Annotated in this window: 16 protein-coding genes; 6 read left to right on the top strand and 10 right to left on the bottom strand. The window is 62.1% G+C overall.

What is annotated here, in order from left to right; all coding sequences use genetic code 11:
• Positions 1-22: 22 nt before the first annotated feature.
• Complete coding sequence (locus tag F0Q04_RS13970) at positions 23-589, bottom strand: GAF domain-containing protein (protein ID WP_232539345.1); 567 nt, start codon at positions 587-589, stop codon at positions 23-25.
• 198 nt (positions 590-787) lie between these two features.
• Positions 788-1381 (bottom strand): IMPACT family protein, encoded by a 594-nt coding sequence (locus F0Q04_RS13965; RefSeq protein WP_116925705.1) that lies wholly within the window; start codon positions 1379-1381, stop codon positions 788-790.
• Positions 1382-1597: 216 nt separating this feature from the next.
• On the opposite strand from F0Q04_RS13965, the gene F0Q04_RS13960 reads away from it, so the two are divergent.
• Both F0Q04_RS13960 and F0Q04_RS13955 read left to right on the top strand, forming a co-directional pair.
• Positions 1598-1780, top strand: a complete 183-nt coding sequence (locus tag F0Q04_RS13960) for a hypothetical protein (protein WP_021028080.1) — start codon at positions 1598-1600, stop codon at positions 1778-1780.
• 403 nt (positions 1781-2183) lie between these two features.
• Entirely contained in the window at positions 2184-4697 is a 2514-nt protein-coding gene (locus F0Q04_RS13955; protein ID WP_116925704.1) for a YgiQ family radical SAM protein, read from the top strand.
• A 171-nt stretch (positions 4698-4868) separates the two neighbouring features.
• On the opposite strand, the gene F0Q04_RS13950 is transcribed toward F0Q04_RS13955, so the two are convergent.
• Together F0Q04_RS13950 and F0Q04_RS13945 are read right to left on the bottom strand one after the other, a co-directional pair.
• On the bottom strand, positions 4869-6023 hold the full coding sequence (locus tag F0Q04_RS13950; protein WP_182341423.1) for a YncE family protein: 1155 nt from the start codon (positions 6021-6023) through the stop codon (positions 4869-4871).
• Positions 6024-6314: 291 nt separating this feature from the next.
• Entirely contained in the window at positions 6315-8843 is a 2529-nt protein-coding gene (locus tag F0Q04_RS13945) for an EAL domain-containing protein (RefSeq protein WP_182341419.1), read from the bottom strand.
• Positions 8844-9229: 386 nt separating this feature from the next.
• On the opposite strand from F0Q04_RS13945, the gene F0Q04_RS13940 reads away from it, so the two are divergent.
• The 3 genes from F0Q04_RS13940 (at position 9230) to bioB (ending at position 11645) form a co-directional block, all read left to right on the top strand.
• Positions 9230-9697, top strand: a complete 468-nt coding sequence (locus F0Q04_RS13940; RefSeq protein ID WP_116925774.1) for a VOC family protein — start codon at positions 9230-9232, stop codon at positions 9695-9697.
• A 14-nt stretch (positions 9698-9711) separates the two neighbouring features.
• Positions 9712-10131 carry a glyoxalase superfamily protein gene (locus F0Q04_RS13935; RefSeq protein WP_116925701.1) on the top strand — a complete coding sequence of 140 codons (420 nt, stop codon included), beginning with the start codon at positions 9712-9714 and terminating at the stop codon, positions 10129-10131.
• 479 nt (positions 10132-10610) lie between these two features.
• Complete coding sequence (bioB, locus tag F0Q04_RS13930; RefSeq protein ID WP_182341416.1) at positions 10611-11645, top strand: biotin synthase BioB; 1035 nt, start codon at positions 10611-10613, stop codon at positions 11643-11645.
• A gap of 87 nt (positions 11646-11732) precedes the next feature.
• Here bioB and F0Q04_RS13925 read toward each other — a convergent pair whose 3' ends face one another.
• Positions 11733-12788 carry a quinone-dependent dihydroorotate dehydrogenase gene (locus F0Q04_RS13925; protein WP_182341413.1) on the bottom strand — a complete coding sequence of 352 codons (1056 nt, stop codon included), beginning with the start codon at positions 12786-12788 and terminating at the stop codon, positions 11733-11735.
• A 54-nt stretch (positions 12789-12842) separates the two neighbouring features.
• Here F0Q04_RS13925 and rpiA point away from each other — a divergent pair, with 54 nt between their 5' ends.
• Complete coding sequence (rpiA, locus tag F0Q04_RS13920) at positions 12843-13514, top strand: ribose-5-phosphate isomerase RpiA (protein ID WP_182341410.1); 672 nt, start codon at positions 12843-12845, stop codon at positions 13512-13514.
• Between the two features lie 88 nt (positions 13515-13602).
• On the opposite strand, the gene F0Q04_RS13915 is transcribed toward rpiA, so the two are convergent.
• The 5 genes from F0Q04_RS13915 to F0Q04_RS13895 form a co-directional block, all read right to left on the bottom strand.
• A complete protein-coding gene (locus F0Q04_RS13915) occupies positions 13603-14262 on the bottom strand; it encodes a glutaredoxin family protein (RefSeq protein WP_232539344.1) in 660 nt (219 codons plus the stop codon).
• Between the two features lie 104 nt (positions 14263-14366).
• Positions 14367-16424: a M3 family metallopeptidase gene (locus F0Q04_RS13910; protein ID WP_182341407.1), complete on the bottom strand. Its 2058-nt coding sequence runs from the start codon at positions 16422-16424 to the stop codon at positions 14367-14369.
• Between the two features lie 200 nt (positions 16425-16624).
• The gene (gene folD / locus F0Q04_RS13905; RefSeq protein WP_116925696.1) at positions 16625-17473 is read right to left on the bottom strand and encodes a bifunctional methylenetetrahydrofolate dehydrogenase/methenyltetrahydrofolate cyclohydrolase FolD; all 849 of its coding nucleotides are present in this window, start codon (positions 17471-17473) and stop codon (positions 16625-16627) included.
• Positions 17474-17635: 162 nt separating this feature from the next.
• The gene (locus tag F0Q04_RS13900) at positions 17636-18268 is read right to left on the bottom strand and encodes a response regulator transcription factor (RefSeq protein WP_021028067.1); all 633 of its coding nucleotides are present in this window, start codon (positions 18266-18268) and stop codon (positions 17636-17638) included.
• A 36-nt stretch (positions 18269-18304) separates the two neighbouring features.
• Positions 18305-20824, bottom strand: a complete 2520-nt coding sequence (locus F0Q04_RS13895) for a PAS domain S-box protein (protein WP_116925694.1) — start codon at positions 20822-20824, stop codon at positions 18305-18307.
• Between the last annotated feature and the right edge of the window lie 8 nt (positions 20825-20832).

Here is a 20832-nt window from a genome sequence, read left to right as displayed (position 1 = left end):
TTGCTACAGCAGCTTTTGCAACTCAGTTTCCCTTCTTGCCAGGGAACGCCCAAGCCTGCTTTTTCTCATCGATTGGCTGCAGCTTCCATTTCTCGAGCTCGGCGTCGCGCGCGGTCTCGCGGCGCACATCGATGCGGCGTGCCGTGTGCTTGGCAACGACGGCGAGTTTTTGCAGATCGGTATCGCGCAGACTCGGGTCGGGCTCGGTGCTGAAGCAGCACAGGGTGCCGTAGATCTCACCATTGGCCAGCACAATGGGGGTGCTCAGGTGGGCGCCAACGCGGAAAGGGGTGGCAGGGAGTTTGGCCGACTCGATGTGCTCTGCCGCGTCATGCACCAGCGGCGGCAGGCGGCCGTCGAGCACGCATTGGCAAAAGGATTGCTCCAGCGAGGAGCCGCCTCCGGTTTCAATCAAGGCCTTGCCGGCGCTGTGGTCCACATGCTTGAAGGTGCGCTGGCCATTGCGGATCTCCGAGACAAAGATCACATCCATTTTTAGATGCTCGCGCAGTCCGTGCAACACCTCTTTGACGTTCTGGTCAATCAGGTCGTCGGAGCCTTCGGCGGTGGCCACCAACAGCTCGCTCATCGATACTTCCAGTGCGTCAGGTGCGTAATCCCATAAATGAATCGCCATAGTTACTCTCGCTATTTCCATGCGCTACCCGCTAGCGCATACCCGTGCGCGTTTGATGATAACGGCACTGAAAAGCACGCGCATGTCTCGCCGCAGGACTGAATTACTCTTTTACATGGACGCGAGCGCACACGCGGCAGCCGGCCAGATTCAAGCAGGATCATCAAGCCAGAGGATGCGGCCCTGGCCAAGTTCATTCATCCGGGCGACAAAGTCAGGGGCGTGCGACGCGACCAACTCGATCTCGGCGAGCACATCATCGCCGTGGCTCACGTGCAGCAACTGCGCGTTGGCGCTGGCAACCTCGCGCCGCATGCCCCCTTCGAGCGCGTAGGGCAGGCGGCATTGCAGGCGGGTCATCGCCTGGCGCTCGATTTTTTCTGCTTTCAGCATCGCCTGGGCAATGGCGTCGGTGTAGGCCCGCACCAGACCGCCGGCGCCCAGCTTGACACCGCCAAAATAGCGCACCACCGTTGCCAGGGCGCCTTCGATCTGCTGGTGGCGCAGCACATCGAGCATCGGGCGCCCCGCTGTGCCGCTGGGCTCGCCATCATCGACGGCGGCAGACTGCCCGCCCGCCATCAGCGCCCAGCACACATGGTTGGCGCCGGGGTGTTGCTCGCGCAGGCTTTGAACAATGACCAAGGCCTGTGCACGGTCCTGCACCGGCTGAACACAGCCGATGAAACGGCTTTTCTTGATGATCAGTTCGCTGTGAACGGGCTGGGCCAGGGTGTAGGGCATGCGTTGCGGGGAGAAGACGTTTGCTTACACTGTCATGCGTCAACGTCGCCTAGATGTCATGCGTTAGACACATATCATTGTTTCAATGACGGGAGCGCTCCAGTGATGGAGTGGCTTGCCGCAGCGGAGACCTCAGGCGCAGCCAGGCGCGAGTCTACCCCGATTTTTCCAAGAACCATTCCATACCACCGACTGACACATTACCCGGGAGCGACCATGCAACACCAACTGCAAACCAATTTGGATTCCTTGAACAACCATGGGTTCGGACGTGCAGGTTTGGAGACGCCCGCCTATGTGACTGAAGTACTGGCAGCCCTGCCAACGACTCCCAGTGCCAATGACGATGGCAGCTATGTGGACCTGGCCCAACGCGTGCGCGAAGGCGGTGAGTGGTAAGGCGCTGAGCAAGAGCGCCAGGATTGGGTACCGGTTAAGAAACATCACTCGTATCGCGTGACCGCCATAGGCAGCTTGGGCTGCCTTTTTTATTTGCGGTGCAGCGCTTAGCCATGCGACAATGGCAAGCTATTTGATGCAGCGCAAAAAATGCGGGTTTAATACCCCATGCTGGTGGCCATAGCCCCCGCCAGCCAGGGGCCGGTGATTATCCCAGCCTGGCGCCGCGCTGCAATGCCTTGACCGCCCTGGTCTGAACTGGGGCCTTGCCCCCGCAGATGCTTCCAAATACATAGCATCAATACCCGTACAAGTGCGCGCTACGGGCTATTTTTTTAGAATATCGGACCCCGCCACCCTGGCGCCGAGCCCCGCGTGCATTACTCCACGACTGTTGTTGCCCATGTCTGCCCCGATTGATGTTTCTTTTTTTGAACGTGCTGCCAAGCCGCTGACCAGCTACAAGCCGTACTGGGCCAAGCGCTTTGGTGCTGCGCCATTTCTGCCGATGAGCCGAGCCGAGATGGACCAGCTGGGCTGGGACAGCTGCGACATCATCCTGGTCACCGGTGACGCCTATGTGGACCATCCCAGCTTTGGCATGGCCGTGATTGGCCGCGTGCTGGAGGCCCAGGGCTTTCGCGTGGGCATCATTGCGCAGCCGGACTGGCAAAGTGCCGAGGCCTTCAAGGCGCTGGGCAAGCCCAACCTGTTCTGGGGCGTGACGGCGGGCAATATGGATTCGATGATCAACCGCTACACGGCTGACCGCAAGATCCGCTCGGACGACGCCTATACGCCGGGCGATGTGGGCGGCAAGCGCCCGGACCGCGCGGCCATCGTCTACAGCCAGCGCTGCCGTGAAGCCTACAAGGATGTGCCCATTGTGCTGGGCGGCATCGAAGGCTCGCTGCGCCGCATTGCCCACTACGACTACTGGAGCGACAAGGTACGTCGCTCGATTGTGGTGGACAGCAAGTGCGACATCCTGCTCTACGGCAATGCCGAGCGTGCGCTGGTCGAAGTGGCCCACCGCATTGCCGCGCGCGAGCCGGTGGAGAACATCACCGATGTGCGCGGCACCTCGTTTTTCCGCCGTGCATCGGAGGAGGGCTGGTTCGAGGTGGACTCCACGACGGTCGATGAGCCCGGTGAGGTCGAGCCCCACATCAACCCTTACATGACGACCAGCGAGCAGGCAGAAGCCCAGGGCCAAAGCTGCGCCAAGGAAGATGCAGAAAAGCAGGGCGCCAATGCGTCCGCTGCGGCTCCCGCCGCCGCCTGTGGCTCGGCTGCTGCCAGCGCAAGCGCGCCCACGCTGTCGAATGTGCAGCCGCTGCAGTTTGTGCCCAATCTGTCGCTGCGCCACAAATCCAAGATGCCGGCGCGCGACCGCACCGTGCTGCGCCTGCCCAGCTTTGAAGAGGTCAAGAGCGACCCAATTTTGTACGCCCATGCCAACCGCGTGCTGCACCTGGAAACCAACCCCGGCAATGCCCGTGCGCTGGTACAGGCCCATGGCGAAGGAGCCACGGCCCGCGATGTGTGGATGAACCCGCCGCCCATTCCGCTCACCACCGCCGAAATGGACTGGGTGTTCGGTCTGCCGTATGCCCGCAGCCCGCACCCGGCCTATGCCGACGAGAACGGCAGCCACGAAGGCGCGACCAAGATCCCCGCCTGGGAGATGATCCGCACCTCGGTCAACATCATGCGCGGCTGCTTTGGCGGCTGCACCTTCTGCTCGATCACCGAGCACGAAGGCCGCATCATCCAGAGCCGCTCGGAAGACTCCATCATCCAGGAGCTCGAAGACATCCGCGACAAGGTCAAGGGTTTCACCGGCACCATCTCGGATCTGGGCGGTCCCACGGCCAACATGTACCGCCTGGGCTGCAAGAGCCCGCAGATCGAGGCGGCCTGCCGCAAGCCCAGCTGCGTGTTCCCTGGCATCTGCCCGAACCTGCACACCGACCACGGTCCACTGATCAAGATCTACCGCCGCGCGCGCAAGCTCCCTGGCATCAAGAAGATCCTGATCGGCTCGGGCCTGCGCTATGACCTGGCGGTCAAGTCGCCCGAGTACATCAAGGAGCTGGTGCAGCACCATGTGGGCGGCTACCTGAAGATCGCCCCCGAGCACACCGAGGCAGGACCGCTGGGCAAGATGATGAAGCCCGGCATTGGCAGCTATGACCGCTTCAAGCAGCTGTTTGAAAAGTTCAGCGAAGAGGCGGGCAAGAAGCAGTTTCTGATTCCCTACTTCATTGCGGCCCACCCGGGCACTAGCGATGAGGACATGATGAACCTGGCGATCTGGCTCAAGAAGAATGGCTTCCGCGCCGACCAGGTGCAGACCTTCTACCCCAGCCCGATGGCTACCGCCACCGCGATGTACCATAGCGGCCGCAATACGCTCACCAAGGTGCGCCGCCAGATGCGGGACGAGGCCGAAGAGCGCGTCGATATCGTGCGCGGTGAAAAGCGCCGCCGTCTGCACAAGGCGTTCTTGCGCTACCACGATCCCAACAACTGGCCGCTGCTGCGCGAAGCACTCAAGACCATGGGGCGCTCGGACCTGATCGGCAATGGCAAGCAGCACCTGATCCCGACCTTCCAGCCGCTCGTCGATGGCAGCTACCAGAGCGCGCGCAAAAAGAACAGCACTGCCTCCAAGGGTGGCACCGGCCTGGGCTACACCACCAACAAAGACGGCAAGGCCGTAGCGATGGCGCCGCGCCGCCCGCAAGAGCAGCAGGAGCCCAAGGGCGATGTGCGCTTTCGCACTGCGCAGCCCAAGCCCGGCCAACTGTTGACCCAGCACAGCGGCTTGCCGCCAAGGGCTGGCGTGCGCGCCGGCGCAGGCAAGCCTGGGCAGGCCAAGAAGTCAGGCCCCGCGCGCAAGGGCAGCCGCTAAGACTGCGGCGTTGTTGCACTCAGATCGCCGCAAAGGCGCCAAGCGAAGGCTTGGCGCCTTTGTTTTTGGCCGGCTGGGGCGGAGGCCGCCACCAGCCAGCCTGCTGGAGCGATGGTCTGCACAACCCTTGCTCCATGGGACGGCCAAAGCAGGGGTTTTTGCAGCGGGTGCTTAGCCCATCAGCTTCTGCCCATGGCGGTGCAGTGCCGTCATGCTCACGACCAGCAGCAACAAGCCGGCCCATACGCCGCTGATTGGAATGGGTTTGCCTGCCACGACGCTGCCCGCTTCCAGGCCATTGGTACCCTGTGGGGTGGCGGTCTCGCGCCCATTGCTGGCCAACGCAACCCCCCAAGGAGCACTGCCCACCGTCACGGCGCCATGCATTTCCTGGGTAGCGGTATCAATAATAGACAGGCTATTGCGCTGCGGATTGCTCACATAGGCATGCGTTCCTGCAGGATGGAAGACGACATGCTGCGGTGTCTGGTCCACCTCGATCACACCGACCACCGCGTGGCTGGCGGTGTCGATGACTGAGACCGTGCCGTCGCCGCTGTTGGTGACATATGCCTGGTTGCCTGCGGGGTGAAAGGCGACGCGACTGGGGTGCTTGCCGACAGCGACCGTGGCGGCGACGGTGTGGGTTCGCGTATTGATCACGGTGACAGTGCCATGGGCCTGGCGAGACTCGCGGTTGACCACATAGGCCAGGGTGCCAGCCGGGTGAACCTGGATATCGCTGGCATCCGTGCCAACGCCGATGCGTTCGAGCACCGTGCCACTGCTGGGGTCGATCACCGCGACTTGCCCGACATCGGGGTCGCGGTGTTGTTCGAGCGCATACAGGCGTGAACCATCGGGGTGGATGGCCATGCCACGGGTGTTGTGGGGGCTGACGGGAAAGGTGCGCACGAGTTGGTGGGTGGCCGTGTCAATGACAGCAATCGCGCCGCCGCCAGGGGTGTTGGTATCGATATAGGCCAGCGCTCCGGAAGGGCTGAAAACAACACCGTTGCTGACCTGGTTCAAAGGGATGCCAGCGAGCAGCTGGTGCTTGCCCAGATCGAGGACCGCAATGGTGGCGGACCAGACGCTGGAGAGATAGGCAAGGCATCCGTCCGGGCTGATGGCAATCTCTTGGGGCATGGCCATACCGGCAGGAATGGTGGTGACGGTGCGCTTGTTGACCACATCGACCACGGACACGTTGCTGTCATCCCGGTTGACCACATAGGCCAGCGGTGTAGCCTGGGCCGCGCACCAAGCGCAGCACAGCGCAAGGGCACTGGCCCAGCGCAGACATCCTTTCAAATTGACTAACACGATTGAAATTATGAAATTAATTAATTATATTAATGTAAATCATAAGTTCGAGAAAAATGCTTGCTGATTCAGGGGATTAAGATTGTTGGCAATTAGACACTGCTGGCCCAACGCAGCGGGGGAGACGGCAAGTCTCTTGCCCACAAACGCGCAGGTCCAAGCCCGTGCCAGAGCGATAGCTGCAATGGTCTGATTTCCTGACTGCCTCAAACACGGTGACAAGCAAGCCGCCCGAGGCCAGGCGATGCGGTGCCAGCAGTTGAAGCTAGGAGGCAGCCAGGACTGCAGCGGCTAATGCACGCAGTTGGAAGATGGTGCCGCGATCGTGTTGGAGAAAGGCTGAGGGCGGCCCACCGCATAGCCCTGCGCATAGTCGATACCCATGCCGCGCAAGGACTCCACAATCTCAGGCGTAGATGCGAACTCGGCAATGGTCTTCATGTCCAGCGCGTGGCCCAGGTGGTTGATGGCATCCACCATGGCGCGGTGGGCAGGCTCATTGAGCATATCGGCGACGATGGTGCCATCGATCTTGAGAAAGTCCACAGGCAGATTTTTGAGCGAGCCAAAGGACGAGACGCCCGCGCCAAAGTCGTCCATTGAGAAGCGACACCCCAGTGCCTTCAAGGCCTTGACCAGGCGGATGGCGTTGGGCAGATGTGTGATGGCAGCGGTCTCGGTGATCTCGAAACACAGCGTGCGCGGGTCCACGCCATGGCGTGCGATCTGATCTTGCAAAAAATCCAGCAGACGCTCGTCACCCAGAGAGGTGCCTGACAGGTTGATGGCGCAGCAGGAGATGGCAGGGCTTTGCGCGGTTTTTTGCAGGTGGGCCAGGGTCTGCAAGGTTTGCTTGACCACCCAGCGGTCGACCATCGGCATCAGCCCGTAGCGCTCAGCTGCAGGAATGAACAGCACGGGGCTGATGATGTTGCCATCGGGCAGGCGCATGCGTATTTGCACCTCAATGTGCAGGCCGCCCCCGGCGATCTCGTCGGCGTCTGTGCTGAGTGCTTCAATGGCTTGGGCATACAGGCAGAAATGCCCACCTTCCAGCGCTGCCTTGATGCGCTCGACCCATTCCATCTCTCCCACATAACGGGCGATCTCCTGGTCCACACCCGGGTCGTAGGCATACACATTGTTGCGGCCGCGCTGCTTGGCGCCGTAGCTGGCCATGTCGGCGACACGCAGCACTTCTTCCACCGAGGTGAGGGGCGCGGCGAGCTTGACCAGGCCGATGCTGATGCCTGCACTCAGACTGCGCTCACCCCATTGAATGCGCACATTCTGTGCGGCATCGCGGATCTGCTCGGCAATGCGCTTGGCATCTTCAAAGGTGCAGTGCTTGAGCAAAATGGCAAATTCGTCGCCGCCGACACGGGCCAGCGTGTCCCCGGCCCGCAGGCAGCGCTGCAGCATGGCGCTCATCGCGCGCAGCATGGCGTCCCCGGCAATGTGGCCTGCCGTGTCGTTGATGACCTTGAACTGGTCCAGGTCCAGGTACATGATGGCATGGTCGCCGGGCGCTGTGTCCTCCTGCTTGGTCTGCTCCAGGAGCACACCGAGCAGGCGCTCAAACTCATAGCGGTTGACCAGGCCGGTCAACTGGTCATGGGTGGCCTGCCAGGCCAGCTCGCGGATATAGCGTTGCTCCTGGCTCACATCGTGCAACACAAACACCGCTTCGGTCGTGCCGATGTCGTCCCCGATCGGGGTAAAAGCGAGTTTGACCTCGCGCACATGGTGCTGCGCATCGCAAAGGCGGAAAATCGTCTCACGCGGGTGCTCGCGCCCTTGCAGGGCATCGGCGATGGCCGTTTGTACCCATGCAGAGGCGCCGTCTTTGTCGCTGCCGGCAGAGGAGGGCGACGCATGCATGTGCTGCACCAGTTCACTGGTCACCAGCTGCTCCAGGCTCACGCCCAGCAGCTCCTCGGCCGCGCGGTTCATGTACATCACATGTCCGGCGGCATCGGTGGTGATGACCGCTTCGCCAATGGCAGCCAGCGTGGTGGAGGCGCGCTCGCTGACCAGATCCAGTGCATCCTCGGCGCGGGCCGTCTTGCGCTGCAGTCGCCAGGTATGGCCCATCAGCAGGCTCAGCATGGCCAGCGCGATGCCGATGTTGATCGACCACAGCCATTTGTTCATCGCCCGTGATGTATCGCCCAGCACCTTGTTGAAGGCGCGCTCGGCCTCGGACAGCTGTATCTGCAGCGCATTGATCTGGGCCAGCCAGCTTTGCTTTTGTACCGGGGTCGGGGGAGCCAGCTGCATGCTGGCATAGATATCGCCCGCCAGCGTCTGGAGTTCCTGCAAGGGCTCATCGGCGTCTTGCCAGCGGGCCAGCAACTGACCAATCGACTCGGTGTTTTTGAAATAGACGGTCAACCAGATCAGCGCATTGATCTCTTCGGGCTCGTTGTGGCCTTGCAGCAGCAGCAGGGCTGCCTGGGGCCTGGCAGCATAGCCCTGGTCTTCCAGCATCAGGCGCGCCCGCATGTCGCTCATGGGGATATGCAGGCCTTGGTGGAACTGATCATAGGCGGCAGGGTCGCCGCTCACCGCATAGCGTGCCAACGCATAGGTCGCGTCTTTCTGGCCCTTGCTCCACTGGCTCTCGCCGGAGCTGAAAGCCCGCATGGCCCCCAGTATGTGCAAACTGGAGATGGCCAAGACCGTCTGTACGATCGCCAAAGCCACAAAGGGCCAGATGCTCAACAGCAAGCTGCGCTTGCGCTTGGGCAGGGCATAGCGTTGCACAGGCGTTGCGTCGCTATGCGTCGCTGTGGGTATCGGCGGGCTTAGACGGGGCATGGTTGTCCCGGTAGGGATCTGAGGTATGCCAACCCCACTTCAGGCTGAAGAGGCGATCTGGGTAGGGGGCAGGACAGGTCGGCAAACATGGTGGACGCAATGCGGGGACGGCGAGACAAATGGATCTCTAAAAAATCATTCAAGCATAGTAATATGCTATTTGGTGATTGAGTTCTTTAAATTGTAGTTATTTGGGGTAAATACGGGGAGTTTTTCTCCGATGGTGTTGGCGGCAATATGTAAGCAATGTTGACCATTTCGCAAAGATGCGCAAGAGCGATCATGGCATTGTTTGCGTCGCACGCACTACCGCCATTGCTGCCAAGCCTTGGCACAATGGCAACTGCGGCACAAGCGCCACACATCTACACAAGGAGCCATACAGCATGTCAGCACAGCGTCCGTTCAAGGTTTTGGGAATCCAGCAAGTAGCGATAGGCGGCACCGATAAAGAGCGCATGAAAAAACTCTGGGTGAACATGCTGGGCCTGTCGCAAACGGGCAGCTTCCGCAGCGAGCGTGAGAATGTCGACGAGGATATCCTGGCGATAGGCAAAGGGGCCTTTGCAGTCGAGGTCGACATCATGCAGCCGCTGGACATCGACAAGAAGCCTGCCGTACACGCCACGCCGCTCAACCACATCGGTCTGTGGATTGACGACCTGCCCAAGGCCGTGGCATGGCTGACTGCCCAGGGCGTGCGTTTTGCGCCTGGCGGCATCCGCCCTGGCGCTGCGGGCCATGACATCTGTTTTCTGCACCCCAAGAGCAATGACGAATTCCCCATCGCTGGCGAGGGCGTGTTGATCGAGCTGGTGCAGGCGCCCGCCGATGTCATTGCGGCGCTGGGTTGAGGAGGCTGGCTGCCATGACCGACACCCCGCGTTTTCAACCCTGCGTGATTCCCGTGCTGCGCAGCTTCGATGCCCAAAGGGCGGCGCAGTTCTACCAGGAGTTTCTGGGCTTTGTGCAGGACTGGACACACCGCTTTGGCGACGACTTTCCGCTCTACCAGCAGCTGAGCCTGCACAGCGCTGCGGGCCTGGCCTGCCTGCTGCATCTGAGTGAACACCATGGCGATGCCTGCCCCGGCAGTACGGTACGCATTGCCTGGCCGCAACTCGAGGCCTTCCAGCAAAGCCTGCTAGCCAAAAATTACCGCCATGCCAAACCGGGGCTGGAGCGCATGCCCTGGGGCATGCTCGAGATGCGCATTGCAGATCCGTTTGGCAATCACCTGGTGTTCTTTGAGGAGCTGCCAGCGGCGCCAGAAGGCACCGCTGCCTGAGAGACCTAGCTGACCCCCACAACTGCCGCACTGCGTTGCGGCTTTTTTTATGCGCGATTTTTGCAAAGACCCTCAAAGGCGCTGGGATGCAAACACGGCTCCCGCGTCAATAAGCTCCCAAATTCTGCCAGTGGTATTTGGCGAATGGGGCCAAGGGAGGACGGCTAGGGCCCAGAGGGGCATCTGCCAGCCTTCCTGGCACCTTATCTGCAGCTATCTGCATGCCTTGTTGCGGCGGCGTAGCCTTCTGGTCAACGTACAATACGAGCAGTTGACTGCATATTGGCAGACATTGCGGTAATCTGTGTGCTTCATGCTGGCAATGCACCTGCAACAGCGCCTTAAGTTAACGGCGCAGCAAATCTGCCACGCAGGGCCGGAACAGGCGGTTATGCATGGGGCCGATGCGGCCTGGCATTGGACACAATAAGTGCCATACCCAGGCATACCGCACCGGGTAGTGATTGAGGAGCTTTCCCATGTCCGGACCCTACACACCCTACACATCCGATACCACGTCGGCTTTGCATTGGCACCCCCAGGCGGCTGCGATCCCACAAGCGACAGCAGCAGATCCCTGGCCCGTAGCGCAGGTACAGGCCCTGTTTGAGATGCCGTTTATGGCGCTGATGCTTCATGCACAAACGGTGCACCACGCGCACTGGCCGGCCGGCGATATCGAACTGGCCACCTTGCTCTCGGTCAAGACGGGCGGTTGTCCCGAAAACTGCGGCTACTGCCCACAATCTGCGGCATACGACACTGGCGTCCAGGCGGGCAAGCTGATGGACCTTGCCGAGGTCACCCGCGCGGCGCAAGCAGCCAAGGAGGCAGGTGCCAGCCGCTTTTGCATGGGCGCGGCCTGGCGTGCGCCCAAGGACCGGGATATTGCCCAGGTCAGCGCGATGATTGCGGCGGTGAAGGCGCTGGGCCTGGAGAGCTGCGCCACCTTGGGCATGTTGGCACCCCACCAGGCGCAGGCGCTGAGCGATGCCGGACTGGACTACTACAACCACAACCTGGACACAGGACCGGACTACTACCGCGATGTCGTCAGTACCCGCCAATACGAGGAGCGGCTCGATACGCTGAGCCATGTCCGTGCCGCAGGCATACGCGTGTGCTGCGGCGGTATTGTCGGCATGGGCGAGACGCCGGTGGACCGTGCCGCGCTGCTGGCCCAACTGGCCAATATGCAGCCTTACCCCGAGTCCGTGCCCATCAACAGCCTGGTGCGCGTGCCCGGCACGCCACTGGCTGACAGCGAGCCGTTGGACCCGCTGGATTTTGTACGCGTGATTGCCGTGGCGCGCATTGTGATGCCCCAGGCCCGCATCCGCCTGTCCGCCGGCCGCCAGCAACTGGGCGAGGCGGTGCAGACGCTGTGCTTTATGGCGGGCGCCAATTCGATTTTCTATGGTGACAAGCTGCTGGTCACTGGCAACCCGGAGGCGGACAGCGACGCCAAGCTGCTGGCCAAGCTGGGCTTGGCGAGCTTGAAAACTGCGGCCTGAGCGAGGCGCTTGGACGCATCGGCGCAGCAGGTGAGCGCAAAAAAGGCCAGCGCATGCGCTGGCCTGTTGCGGGTTCCGATGGCTGAATCAGCGCCGGCCGCCTTGCGCTTTCAGCGCCTGCGCAATCTCGGTGACCAGGCCTGGGCCGCGGTAGATCAGGCCCGTGTAGATCTGTACCACATCGGCGCCGGCCTTGATCTTCTCGACCGCGTCGGCTCCGCTCAAGATGCCGCCCACGCCAATGATCGGGAACTGCGGACCCAGCGCTGCGCGCAACTGGCGCACCACGGCATTGCTGGCCTCGAACACCGGGCGGCCCGATAGGCCACCGGTTTCTTCTGCATGCTGCAGGCCTTGCACCGCATCGCGGCTGATGGTGGTGTTGGTGGCAATCACGCCATCCATACCATGGGCCTTGAGGCTGTTGGCAATCACGATGACCTGCTCTTCGCTCAGATCGGGGGCAATCTTCAAGAACACCGGCTTGTGCTTGCCATGCTCGCGTGCCAGCTGCTCGCGGCGCTGCACGAGCGCGCTCAGCAGTGCATCGAGCGCCTCATCGCTTTGCAGTGCGCGCAGGTTCTTGGTGTTGGGCGAGCTGATGTTGACCGTGATGTAGTCGGCATGGGGGTAGACTCCATCGAGGCACTGCAGGTAGTCGCTGGTGGCGTTTTCGATCGGCGTGGCCGCATTCTTGCCAATGTTGAGGCCCAGCAGCAGCGGTGATGCCTGCTTGCGGAACTGTGCCTTCTTCACATTCGCGACAAAAGCGGCCAGGCCTTCATTGTTGAAGCCCAGGCGGTTGATCAGCGCGTCGCGCTCGGGGATGCGGAACATGCGCGGCTTGGGGTTGCCCGGCTGCGCCAGCGGCGTGACCGTGCCCACCTCGACAAAGCCAAAGCCCATGGCGCCCAGGCCATCGATGGCGCGGGCGTTCTTGTCCAGGCCCGCTGCCATGCCCACCCGGTTGGGAAACTGCATCCCCGCCAACGTGATGGGGTCGCTCACCCGGCTTTGGCGCCAGGCGCAGGCCAGCGGCGTGTTCTGGCCCTTGGCCAGCATGTCCATCGTGAAGTCGTGGGCAGCTTCGGGCTGCATGCCAAACAGAACGGCGCGGGAGAGGGAATAGGGGATCAGGGACATGGGATGGGATAATCAAGGCGTTATCTGTATTTTCGCTGATCTGATCGCACTACCATGACACAAGACGAATTAAAGGCCGAGGTTGGCCGCGCAGCACTGCAATATGTGGTTGCCGGAGAAATCGTAGGCGTGGGCACGGGCTCCACCGTGAACAAGTTCATTGATGCGCTGGCATCCATCAAGGACCAGATCCCGGGCGCTGTCTCCAGCTCCGTGGCCAGCACCGAGCGTCTGCGCGCGCTGGGCATCCCGGTGCTGGATGCCAACGACGTCGAGCGCCTCGCGGTCTATATCGATGGCGCCGATGAAATCGACCACCAGGGTTTCATGGTCAAGGGCGGCGGCGCGGCCTTGACGCGCGAGAAGATTGTGGCGGCGCTTGCCGACCGCTTTATCTGCATTGCGGACGCCTCCAAGCAGGTGCAGACCTTGGGCGCTTTCCCGCTGCCGGTGGAAGTCATCCCCATGGCTGCGGCCCAGATCGCCCGCCGCTTTGCTGCCAAGGGTGGCCATGCGACCGTCCGCCTCAAGGATGGCCAGCCGCTGGTCACCGACAACGGCCAGCACATCCTCGATGTCACCGGTTTGGCGATTGCCGACCCTGCCGCTTTTGAATCCGAAGTGAACCAGTGGCCAGGCGTGATCACCGTCGGCGTGTTTGCGCACCAAAAAGCGGCTGTCTGCCTGCTGGGCACCGAGCAAGGCGTGGAAACGCTGGAGTTCTAAAACCGCCAAGCCCTCCACGCCTTAAAGCAATGGCCCGATCCAGCTAATGCCGGGTCGGGCCATTTTTTTGTAAACGGATGGCGTTTGCTTAGAACACAATCCCGGTGGGATTGCTGGGCGTAACGCGATCGGGCTCGACGCTCTGGTTACCCGACGCTGGCTCGGCACTGCCGTCTGCCGGCTGCGCGGCGGCAGGAGCGGCCGGGGCAATCACCTTGGGAATCAAAGGCTGTGCAGGTGCGGGGCGGTAGCTGGAGGGCAACTTGGACTGGGCTGGGTAGCCGGCTGCGTCCAGGTATGCGCTCCAGTCGTTTTCATTAAAGCCACTCAAATGCTGGCTTCCCAGCGTGGCAAAGGGGATGGTGCCATCGGGGTTGAGCTTGCGCAGCGCCTGGATTTCGGCGTTGGAGGTTACCGTCTTTTCTGCAAAAGGCACACCCCGGGTCAGCAGATAGCGGCGAGCCACATCACAGGCACCGCAGTCCTTGCTGGTGTAGAAGGTCAGCGGGTACTTGGTGGCTGCTTGCTTGACTTCCAGCGGCAGGTCACTGGTGCGGGTGCCCGCAGGCTCGGTGACGGCGCCGGTGGTGACCGATTGACTCGGGGTGTCGGACGTGGGTGCACGGTCCGAGAAAGTGACCCGGCCATCGGGGCCCACAATGCGGTACACCGTTTGCGCGCCTGCCAAGCCTGCAGCGCAAGCGATGGCGGTGCCAACGAGCATGCTGCCCAAAGCCTTTTTCTTCATGCCTATCCCTCTCTATAGCTGTTGTAGCGCCATTATGCCTGCGCAGCACTGCAGCTGGCTGTGGGCTGCCGGGCACTGAAGGGGTGACCGGCAGCCGGAGCCGGTCAGGCCGCCAGCGGCTCGGCCATGCCCTGGTGGCGCAGCAGTGCGTCGAGCTGCGGCTCACGGCCCCGGAAGGCCTTGAACGATTCCATGGCCGGGCGGCTGCCACCGGCTTCCAAAATCGCATGCAGGTAGCGCTGGCCCACCTCGCGGTCCACCACATCGCTGCTGCCGCGCTTTTGCGCTGCTTCTTCAAAGCTGGCAAAGGCGTCGGCCGACAGCACCTCAGCCCACTTGTAGCTGTAGTAACCAGCGGCATAACCACCGGCAAAGATGTGGGTGAAGGTGTTGGGCATGCGGTTGAAGTCTGGCTGATCGAGCACCGCCACCTGGCGGCGCACATCGCGCATCACGCCATAGATGGCGTCCGCATTGATGCCTTCACCCGACAGCTCGGTGTGGATGCGCATGTCAAACAGCGAGAACTCGATCTGGCGCAAGGTCTGCATGCCCGATTGGAAGTTCTTGGCCGCAATCATCTTGTCGTAGAGCGCGCGGGGCAGCGGCTCGCCGGTGTCGACATGGGCCGTCATATGGCGCAGCACCTCCCACTCCCAGCAGAAGTTTTCCATGAACTGGCTGGGCAGCTCGACCGCATCCCATTCCACACCACCGATGCCGGAGACATCGCGCTCGTTGACCTGCGTGAGCATATGGTGCAGGCCGTGGCCGGTTTCGTGGAAGAGGGTGATCACGTCGTCATGGGTCAGCAGCGGCGGCTTGCCATCGACGCCAGCGGCAAAGTTGCAGACCAGGTGTGCGATCGGGGTTTGCAGCTCGCCGTTGTCCGGGCGCAGCCAGCGGGTGCGCACATCGTCCATCCAGGCGCCGCCGCGCTTGCCATTGCGCGCTGGGGGGTCCAGGTAGAACTGGCCGACCAGCACGCCATCGCGCTCGATGCGGTAGAAGGCCACGTCCTGGTTCCACACGGGAGCCAGGTCGCCCTTGATCTGCACGCCGAACAAGGTCTCGACAATGCGAAAGAGCCCGGCCAGCACCTTGGGCGCCGGAAAGTACTGCTTGAGCTCCTGCTCGCTGAACGCGTAGCGCGCTTCTTTAAGGTGCTCGCCAATGTAGCCCCAGTCCCAGGCCTGCGGGTTGTCCAGGCCCAGCTCGGTGCGGGCATAGTCGCGCAGGTCTTGCACATCCTTTTGGCCATAGGGCTTGGCCTTGCTGGCTAGCTCCTGCAAAAATTCCAGCACCTGGGCGGAGGACTGGGCCATCTTGGGCGCGACCGACAACTCGCCAAAGCTGGGGTAGCCCAGCAGATTCGCTTCTTGCTCGCGCATCTTCAAAATCTCGACCATCAACGGCGTGTTGTCGAGCTTGGTATCGCCAAACTCGCTGGCCCGCGTGGTGTAGGCGCGGTAGAGCTTCTCGCGCAAGGCGCTGCTCTTGGCAAACTGCATCACCGGCAGGTAGCTGGGGATCTTCAGGGTCAGCTTGTAGCCGGGCTTGCCTTCGGCTTCGGCTGCAGCGCGGGCAGCCTGGATCACGTCTTGCGGCACGCCAGCCAGCTCGTCCAGCTCCGCATAGTAGGCAAACTGGTCGGTCGCATCCATCGCGTTTTCGCTGTACTTCTGGCAGGCGATGGCGCTTTTTTCTTGCAGCTGCGCATAGGTCTCGCGCGCCTGGCCCTGCAGCTCGGCACCACCGAGCACAAAGTTGCGCATCGCGTTGTCCCAGGCCTGCTTTTGCTCGCTGTTCAGCGTAGCCGGGTCAATGGCCTTGTATTTGGCATACAGCGCCTCGTCCGCGCCCAGTTGCGTCCAAAAGGCGGTGACCTTGGGCATCTCGGCGTTGTAGGCTGCGCGTAGCGCAGGCGTATCGGCCACGGAGTTGAGGTGACCGACCATGCCCCAGGCGCGGCCCAGCTTTTCGGTGCTGACATCGAGCACCTTGGCGATCTCGTTCCATTGCGCCGGGAACTCGGGCGCTGTGACCGTCTTGAGGGCCGCTTCACTCTCGGCCAGAAGCTGGTCGATGGCGGGGGCGATGTGTTCAGGTTGGACCTGGTCAAAGCGGGGCAGGCCGCTGAAATCGAGCAATGGATTGGTCATGGTGCTGTATATGGGGCCTGGCGCCCTGCAATCAATGCCATGTTGGCACTTGGAACGTAATCGCGATCCGGAGATCATTGCCTGTCATTTAAGCACAAAAAAAAGCTGCTGGCACCGGCAAGGCGGATGCCAACAGCTATCGTTTTCATAGTTTTACCGCCGCGATAAATCGCGGCGGAATCGAGGCGGTTTTGGGCAGATCAGGCGCGCTCGGCCGACTCCAGCGTGTTGACCATCAGCATCGTGATGGTCATCGGGCCTACGCCGCCGGGCACGGGGGTGATGTAGCCGGCCACTTCCTTGACGCCGTCAAAATCCACATCGCCGCAGAGCTTGCCTTCGGCATTGCGGTTCATGCCCACATCGATCACCACGGCGCCGGGCTTGACCATGTCGGCGGTCAGCACATTGACCTTACCCACGGCCGCCACAATGATGTCGGCCTGGCGGGTCATCGCAGCCAGGTCGGCTGTGCCGCTGTGGGTGATGGTGACGGTGGCGTTGGCCGCCAGCAGCATCATCGCCATGGGCTTGCCCACGATGTTGGAGCGGCCGATCACCACCGCATGCTTGCCGCGCAGGTCCTTCATGCCGATCGATTCGAGCATCTTCATGCAGCCGTAGGGCGTGCAGGCCTTGAAGCCCACTTCTCCCACCATCAGCGCGCCGGCGCTGGCCACATGGAAGCCGTCCACGTCCTTCTTGGGCGAGATGGCTTCGATGACCTTGTGGTCGTCGATGTGCTTGGGCAGCGGCAGCTGCACCAGGATGCCGTGGATGCTCGGGTCGTTGTTGAGCGCCTCGACCCGGGCCAGCAACTCCGCCTCGGTCATGCTCGCGTCGTACTTCTCCAGCACCGAATGGAAGCCGCACTCCTCGCAGGACTTGACCTTGTTGCGCACATAGACCTGGCTGGCCTGGTTGTCACCGACCAGGATGACGGCCAGACCCGGAACGATGCCCTTGGCCTTGAGCTGGTCGGCACGCGCCTTGACATCGGAGCGCAGTTGCTGGGAGAGGGCCTTGCCATCGATCAATTGAGCAGTCATGTGGTCATCCAAAAAGGGTTGCGCGTGGTCCAGCAGCCGGGCGAGCCCCCAGCATGGCGCGCGGAATTGAAAAATGCGCCGTACCGAAGCCGGTACCGGCGCATTGCGCTTTGAGAAGCGTTGTTGGAACGTTGTCCTTAGGGCGCGAAGGCCGCTAATTTATCACGTTGCCTTGGCCGCTGCATTGGAGCCCAGCGCAATCTTGAGCAGATCAGCGACGGTATTGGCGCCGAGCTTTTCCATGATGTTGGCGCGGTGCGCTTCGACGGTCTTGATGCTGATGCCCAGGTCATCGGCGATCTGCTTGTTCAGGCGACCGGCCACAATGCGTTCGAGCACCTGCGACTCGCGGCCCGTCAGCTTGGCCAGCAGCGCATCGCGGCTAGCCGCTTGCTGGTGGCCTGCGAAGGCATCGCGTGCCTGGTCCAGCATGCGCTCGACCAAGGCATCGAGCTGGGCTTCGTCAAAAGGCTTCTGGATGAAATCCATGGCGCCTTTTTTCATCGTGTCCACCGCCATGGGCACGTCGCCGTGGCCGGTGATGAAGACGATGGGCAGCGGCGACTTGTTCTCGATCAGGCGGTCCTGCAGTTCCAGGCCGCTCATGCCACCCATGCGGATATCGACAATCAGACAGGCGACCTCGCGGGCATCGTAGCGTGCCAAGAAGGACTCGGCTGAGTCAAAGCAGCGCACCCGGTAATCCTTGCCCTCCAGCAACCATTGAAGCGAGTCACGCACCGCCTCATCGTCATCGACTACGTAGACCGTGCCCTTTTTGGGGATCAAGCTCATGCACAATTCCTTCTATCAGTATTGGTATAGCGCTGGCTATTCAGCCGACTCCGCGGGGCTGGCCACCGGAATCCAAAAGCTGAAATTACAACCTGTCACCTCCGGCCCATTGTAGAGGTTCTCTGCCTGCATCCGGCCATGGTGAGATTCGACAATGCTGCGGCAGAGATTGAGCCCGATTCCCATGCCTTCACTCTTGGTAGAGAAGAAGGCCTGGAACAGGCGCTCCAAAGCCTCGGGTGACAGACCGCGCCCCGTATCTTGAACGGAAAACTCTATCACATCCGTGGCGTCGATCTTGCGAGGCACGACGCGCAGTTCCACCATGCGCTGGTGGGCCGGGCGCTCGGCATTGGCAATGGATTCGGCGCCGTTCTTCATCAGGTTGATGAGCACCTGCTCGATCAGGATGCTGTCGACCTTGACCTTGGGCAGACGTGCGGCAACGTGGTGCGAAAGCCGCACATTGTGGCGCTTGAGCTCGATCGAGCCCAGCTCCACCGCTTCGCTGACGATGTCGCTGACATCGGCCAGTGCCCGGTTGGGCTCGCTGCGTTTGACAAAGGAGCGGATGCGGTGGATCACCTGGCCGGCGCGCTGGGCCTGGTGGGCGGTTTTCTCCAAGGCCCCTAGCAGCGCTTCTTCGCTCAGGCTCCCGTTCTTGACGCGGGTGATCATGCCCGAGCAGTAGTTGCTGATCGCCGACAGTGGCTGGTTCAGCTCATGGGCCACGCTCGACGCCATCTCGCCCATGGTCACCAGGCGGCTCACGGTGGCGGCCTTCTCGGCCTGGCGCGCGGACTGCTCCTCGGCCTGGCGTCGTGGCGTGATGTCAGTGGCGATCACCATCTGCGCCAGGCGCCCGTCCACCCAGTTGAGGTAGCGCGAGCGCACTTCCAGCCATTTGCCCAGCTCGGCGATATAGATCTCGGCATTGCCGCTGACAGCAGTGGTGATCTCGTCACTGGGCAGGCCCATGAGCCCATCTTCATCGTCCATGCTGGTGTTGGCATTGCTGTTGCTGGGCAACACGCCGGCCTGGGCCACCAATTGCAAATGGCCCACGGTTTGCGAGCCAAACCACTGCCGGTAGAGCTTGTTGGCGAACAGCAACTCGGCACTGCCCAGCGGCGCGACCGACACCGAGGCGTCCAGTGCCTCGAGCACGATGGTGAAGCGCTCATACGACGCCGAGAGCTGCTCGCGGATGCGGTTGGGCTCGGTGATATCGGTCATCGAGGTCATCCAGCCGGTCTGGCGGCCGTGGCCGTCAATCAGCGGCGAGACATAGAGCCGGGCCTCGAACATCGTGCCGTTCTTGCGCTTGACCCGCATCTGGAAACCACCGGGAAACACCTTGCCGCTCATCTCGTCGATCAGCATGTCGTGGTAGGTGCTCTGGTCGCCCTCGGGCCAGTACGGGTAGGGCGGCAGCTTGCCCACCAGCTCTTCCTCGCTCCAGCCGGTCATCTGGCAAAAGGCGGCATTCACATAAGAGATGCGGCCTTGCAGATCCAATGCGCGCATGCCCGTGAGCACGCTGTTTTCCATCGCTCGGCGGAAATTGGTCTCACCCTGCAGGGCTTCTTGCGCGCGTATGCGCTTGCGGGTGTGGCGCCAGGTCGCCACCAGCAGCCAGGCGGTCATAAAGCTCAGCACACAGACCAGCCAGAACAGGCCGTTGCTGACCAGGCCGAGCGAGGTGTGGTAGCCCTGGGCGCGCAGCTTCAAACTGTTACCCACGGGAGCGACTGGCATCTCGAATTCATTGGGCGCCGCGCGCCAGGGCAGCAGCCGCTGGGCGGCGACACGTGGGGTGAGCGGAGTGCCGGCCAGCGTGGTTCCCTTGCCGTCCTGCAGGGTCACCGCGTAGCGGGCCAGGATCTCGGTGGGCGTGCCGTAACGCAGCAGGTTGTCGATCGAGAACTCGGCCAGCAGCACGCCGCCAAAGCGGCCCTTCTGGCTGATGGGGACCTCCAGCAGCAGCATGGGCGCTGTCTCGCTGGTGGCCAGTGGCTGCGAGAACACAGGCTGCTGCAGATCGCGCGCCATCTCAAAGAGCTCGAGCAGCTCCTTTTTCTGGATCACCTCGTCCACGGTGAGCAGGTTCTCTGCGGCCACGCTGGGGCCAAACTGGGTGGCGCGCACCTGGCGGCCGGTATCAATCCAGGTCAGGGCCTGCAGCTCGGCGTACTGGCTGATCAGCGTGTCAGCCCGGTCGTTGAAGCCATTCTTGTCCACGTCCTGGTTGCCCACGTCGCGGGCCAGGCGCATCAGTTGCTCCTGGCGCTCGGACAGGCGCAGCCGAATGCGCTGCTGGGCATATTCCACATCGCGGCGCATGGCCTCACGCTCACGCTCGAGCTCTTCGCTGCGCAGGTACCAAAAAGCGGCCACGATGGCGATGAAAAACATCACCACGGCCACCAAGGGCGCAATGGCCGCATAGCGATCTTGTCTCGAAGGTGACAATCCTCGCCACCAGGTCTGCCACATCTGCACCAAACGAGGACGGCTGTTTGGGGATGGGGTGGCGGGGCGCTCGGTCGAATTCATGGAGGGTG

The sequence above is a fragment of the Comamonas koreensis genome (assembly GCF_014076495.1).
Lineage (GTDB): Bacteria > Pseudomonadota > Gammaproteobacteria > Burkholderiales > Burkholderiaceae_C > Comamonas > Comamonas squillarum.
The sequence above is the reverse complement of the archived record's forward strand: the minus strand, read 5'-3'. Positions and strand labels throughout refer to the sequence as shown.

Coding starts and splice junctions, on each gene's coding strand:
- F0Q04_RS13970 (WP_232539345.1), bottom strand. CDS start 589: ATGAGCGAGCTGTTGGTGGCCACCGCCGAAGGCTCCGACGACCTGATT.
- F0Q04_RS13965 (WP_116925705.1), bottom strand. CDS start 1,381: ATGCCCTACACCCTGGCCCAGCCCGTTCACAGCGAACTGATCATCAAG.
- F0Q04_RS13960 (WP_021028080.1), top strand. CDS start 1,598: ATGCAACACCAACTGCAAACCAATTTGGATTCCTTGAACAACCATGGG.
- F0Q04_RS13955 (WP_116925704.1), top strand. CDS start 2,184: ATGTCTGCCCCGATTGATGTTTCTTTTTTTGAACGTGCTGCCAAGCCG.
- F0Q04_RS13945 (WP_182341419.1), bottom strand. CDS start 8,843: ATGCCCCGTCTAAGCCCGCCGATACCCACAGCGACGCATAGCGACGCA.
- F0Q04_RS13940 (WP_116925774.1), top strand. CDS start 9,230: ATGTCAGCACAGCGTCCGTTCAAGGTTTTGGGAATCCAGCAAGTAGCG.
- F0Q04_RS13935 (WP_116925701.1), top strand. CDS start 9,712: ATGACCGACACCCCGCGTTTTCAACCCTGCGTGATTCCCGTGCTGCGC.
- bioB (WP_182341416.1), top strand. CDS start 10,611: ATGTCCGGACCCTACACACCCTACACATCCGATACCACGTCGGCTTTG.
- F0Q04_RS13925 (WP_182341413.1), bottom strand. CDS start 12,788: ATGTCCCTGATCCCCTATTCCCTCTCCCGCGCCGTTCTGTTTGGCATG.
- rpiA (WP_182341410.1), top strand. CDS start 12,843: ATGACACAAGACGAATTAAAGGCCGAGGTTGGCCGCGCAGCACTGCAA.
- F0Q04_RS13915 (WP_232539344.1), bottom strand. CDS start 14,262: ATGAAGAAAAAGGCTTTGGGCAGCATGCTCGTTGGCACCGCCATCGCT.
- F0Q04_RS13910 (WP_182341407.1), bottom strand. CDS start 16,424: ATGACCAATCCATTGCTCGATTTCAGCGGCCTGCCCCGCTTTGACCAG.
- folD (WP_116925696.1), bottom strand. CDS start 17,473: ATGACTGCTCAATTGATCGATGGCAAGGCCCTCTCCCAGCAACTGCGC.
- F0Q04_RS13900 (WP_021028067.1), bottom strand. CDS start 18,268: ATGAGCTTGATCCCCAAAAAGGGCACGGTCTACGTAGTCGATGACGAT.
- F0Q04_RS13895 (WP_116925694.1), bottom strand. CDS start 20,824: ATGAATTCGACCGAGCGCCCCGCCACCCCATCCCCAAACAGCCGTCCT.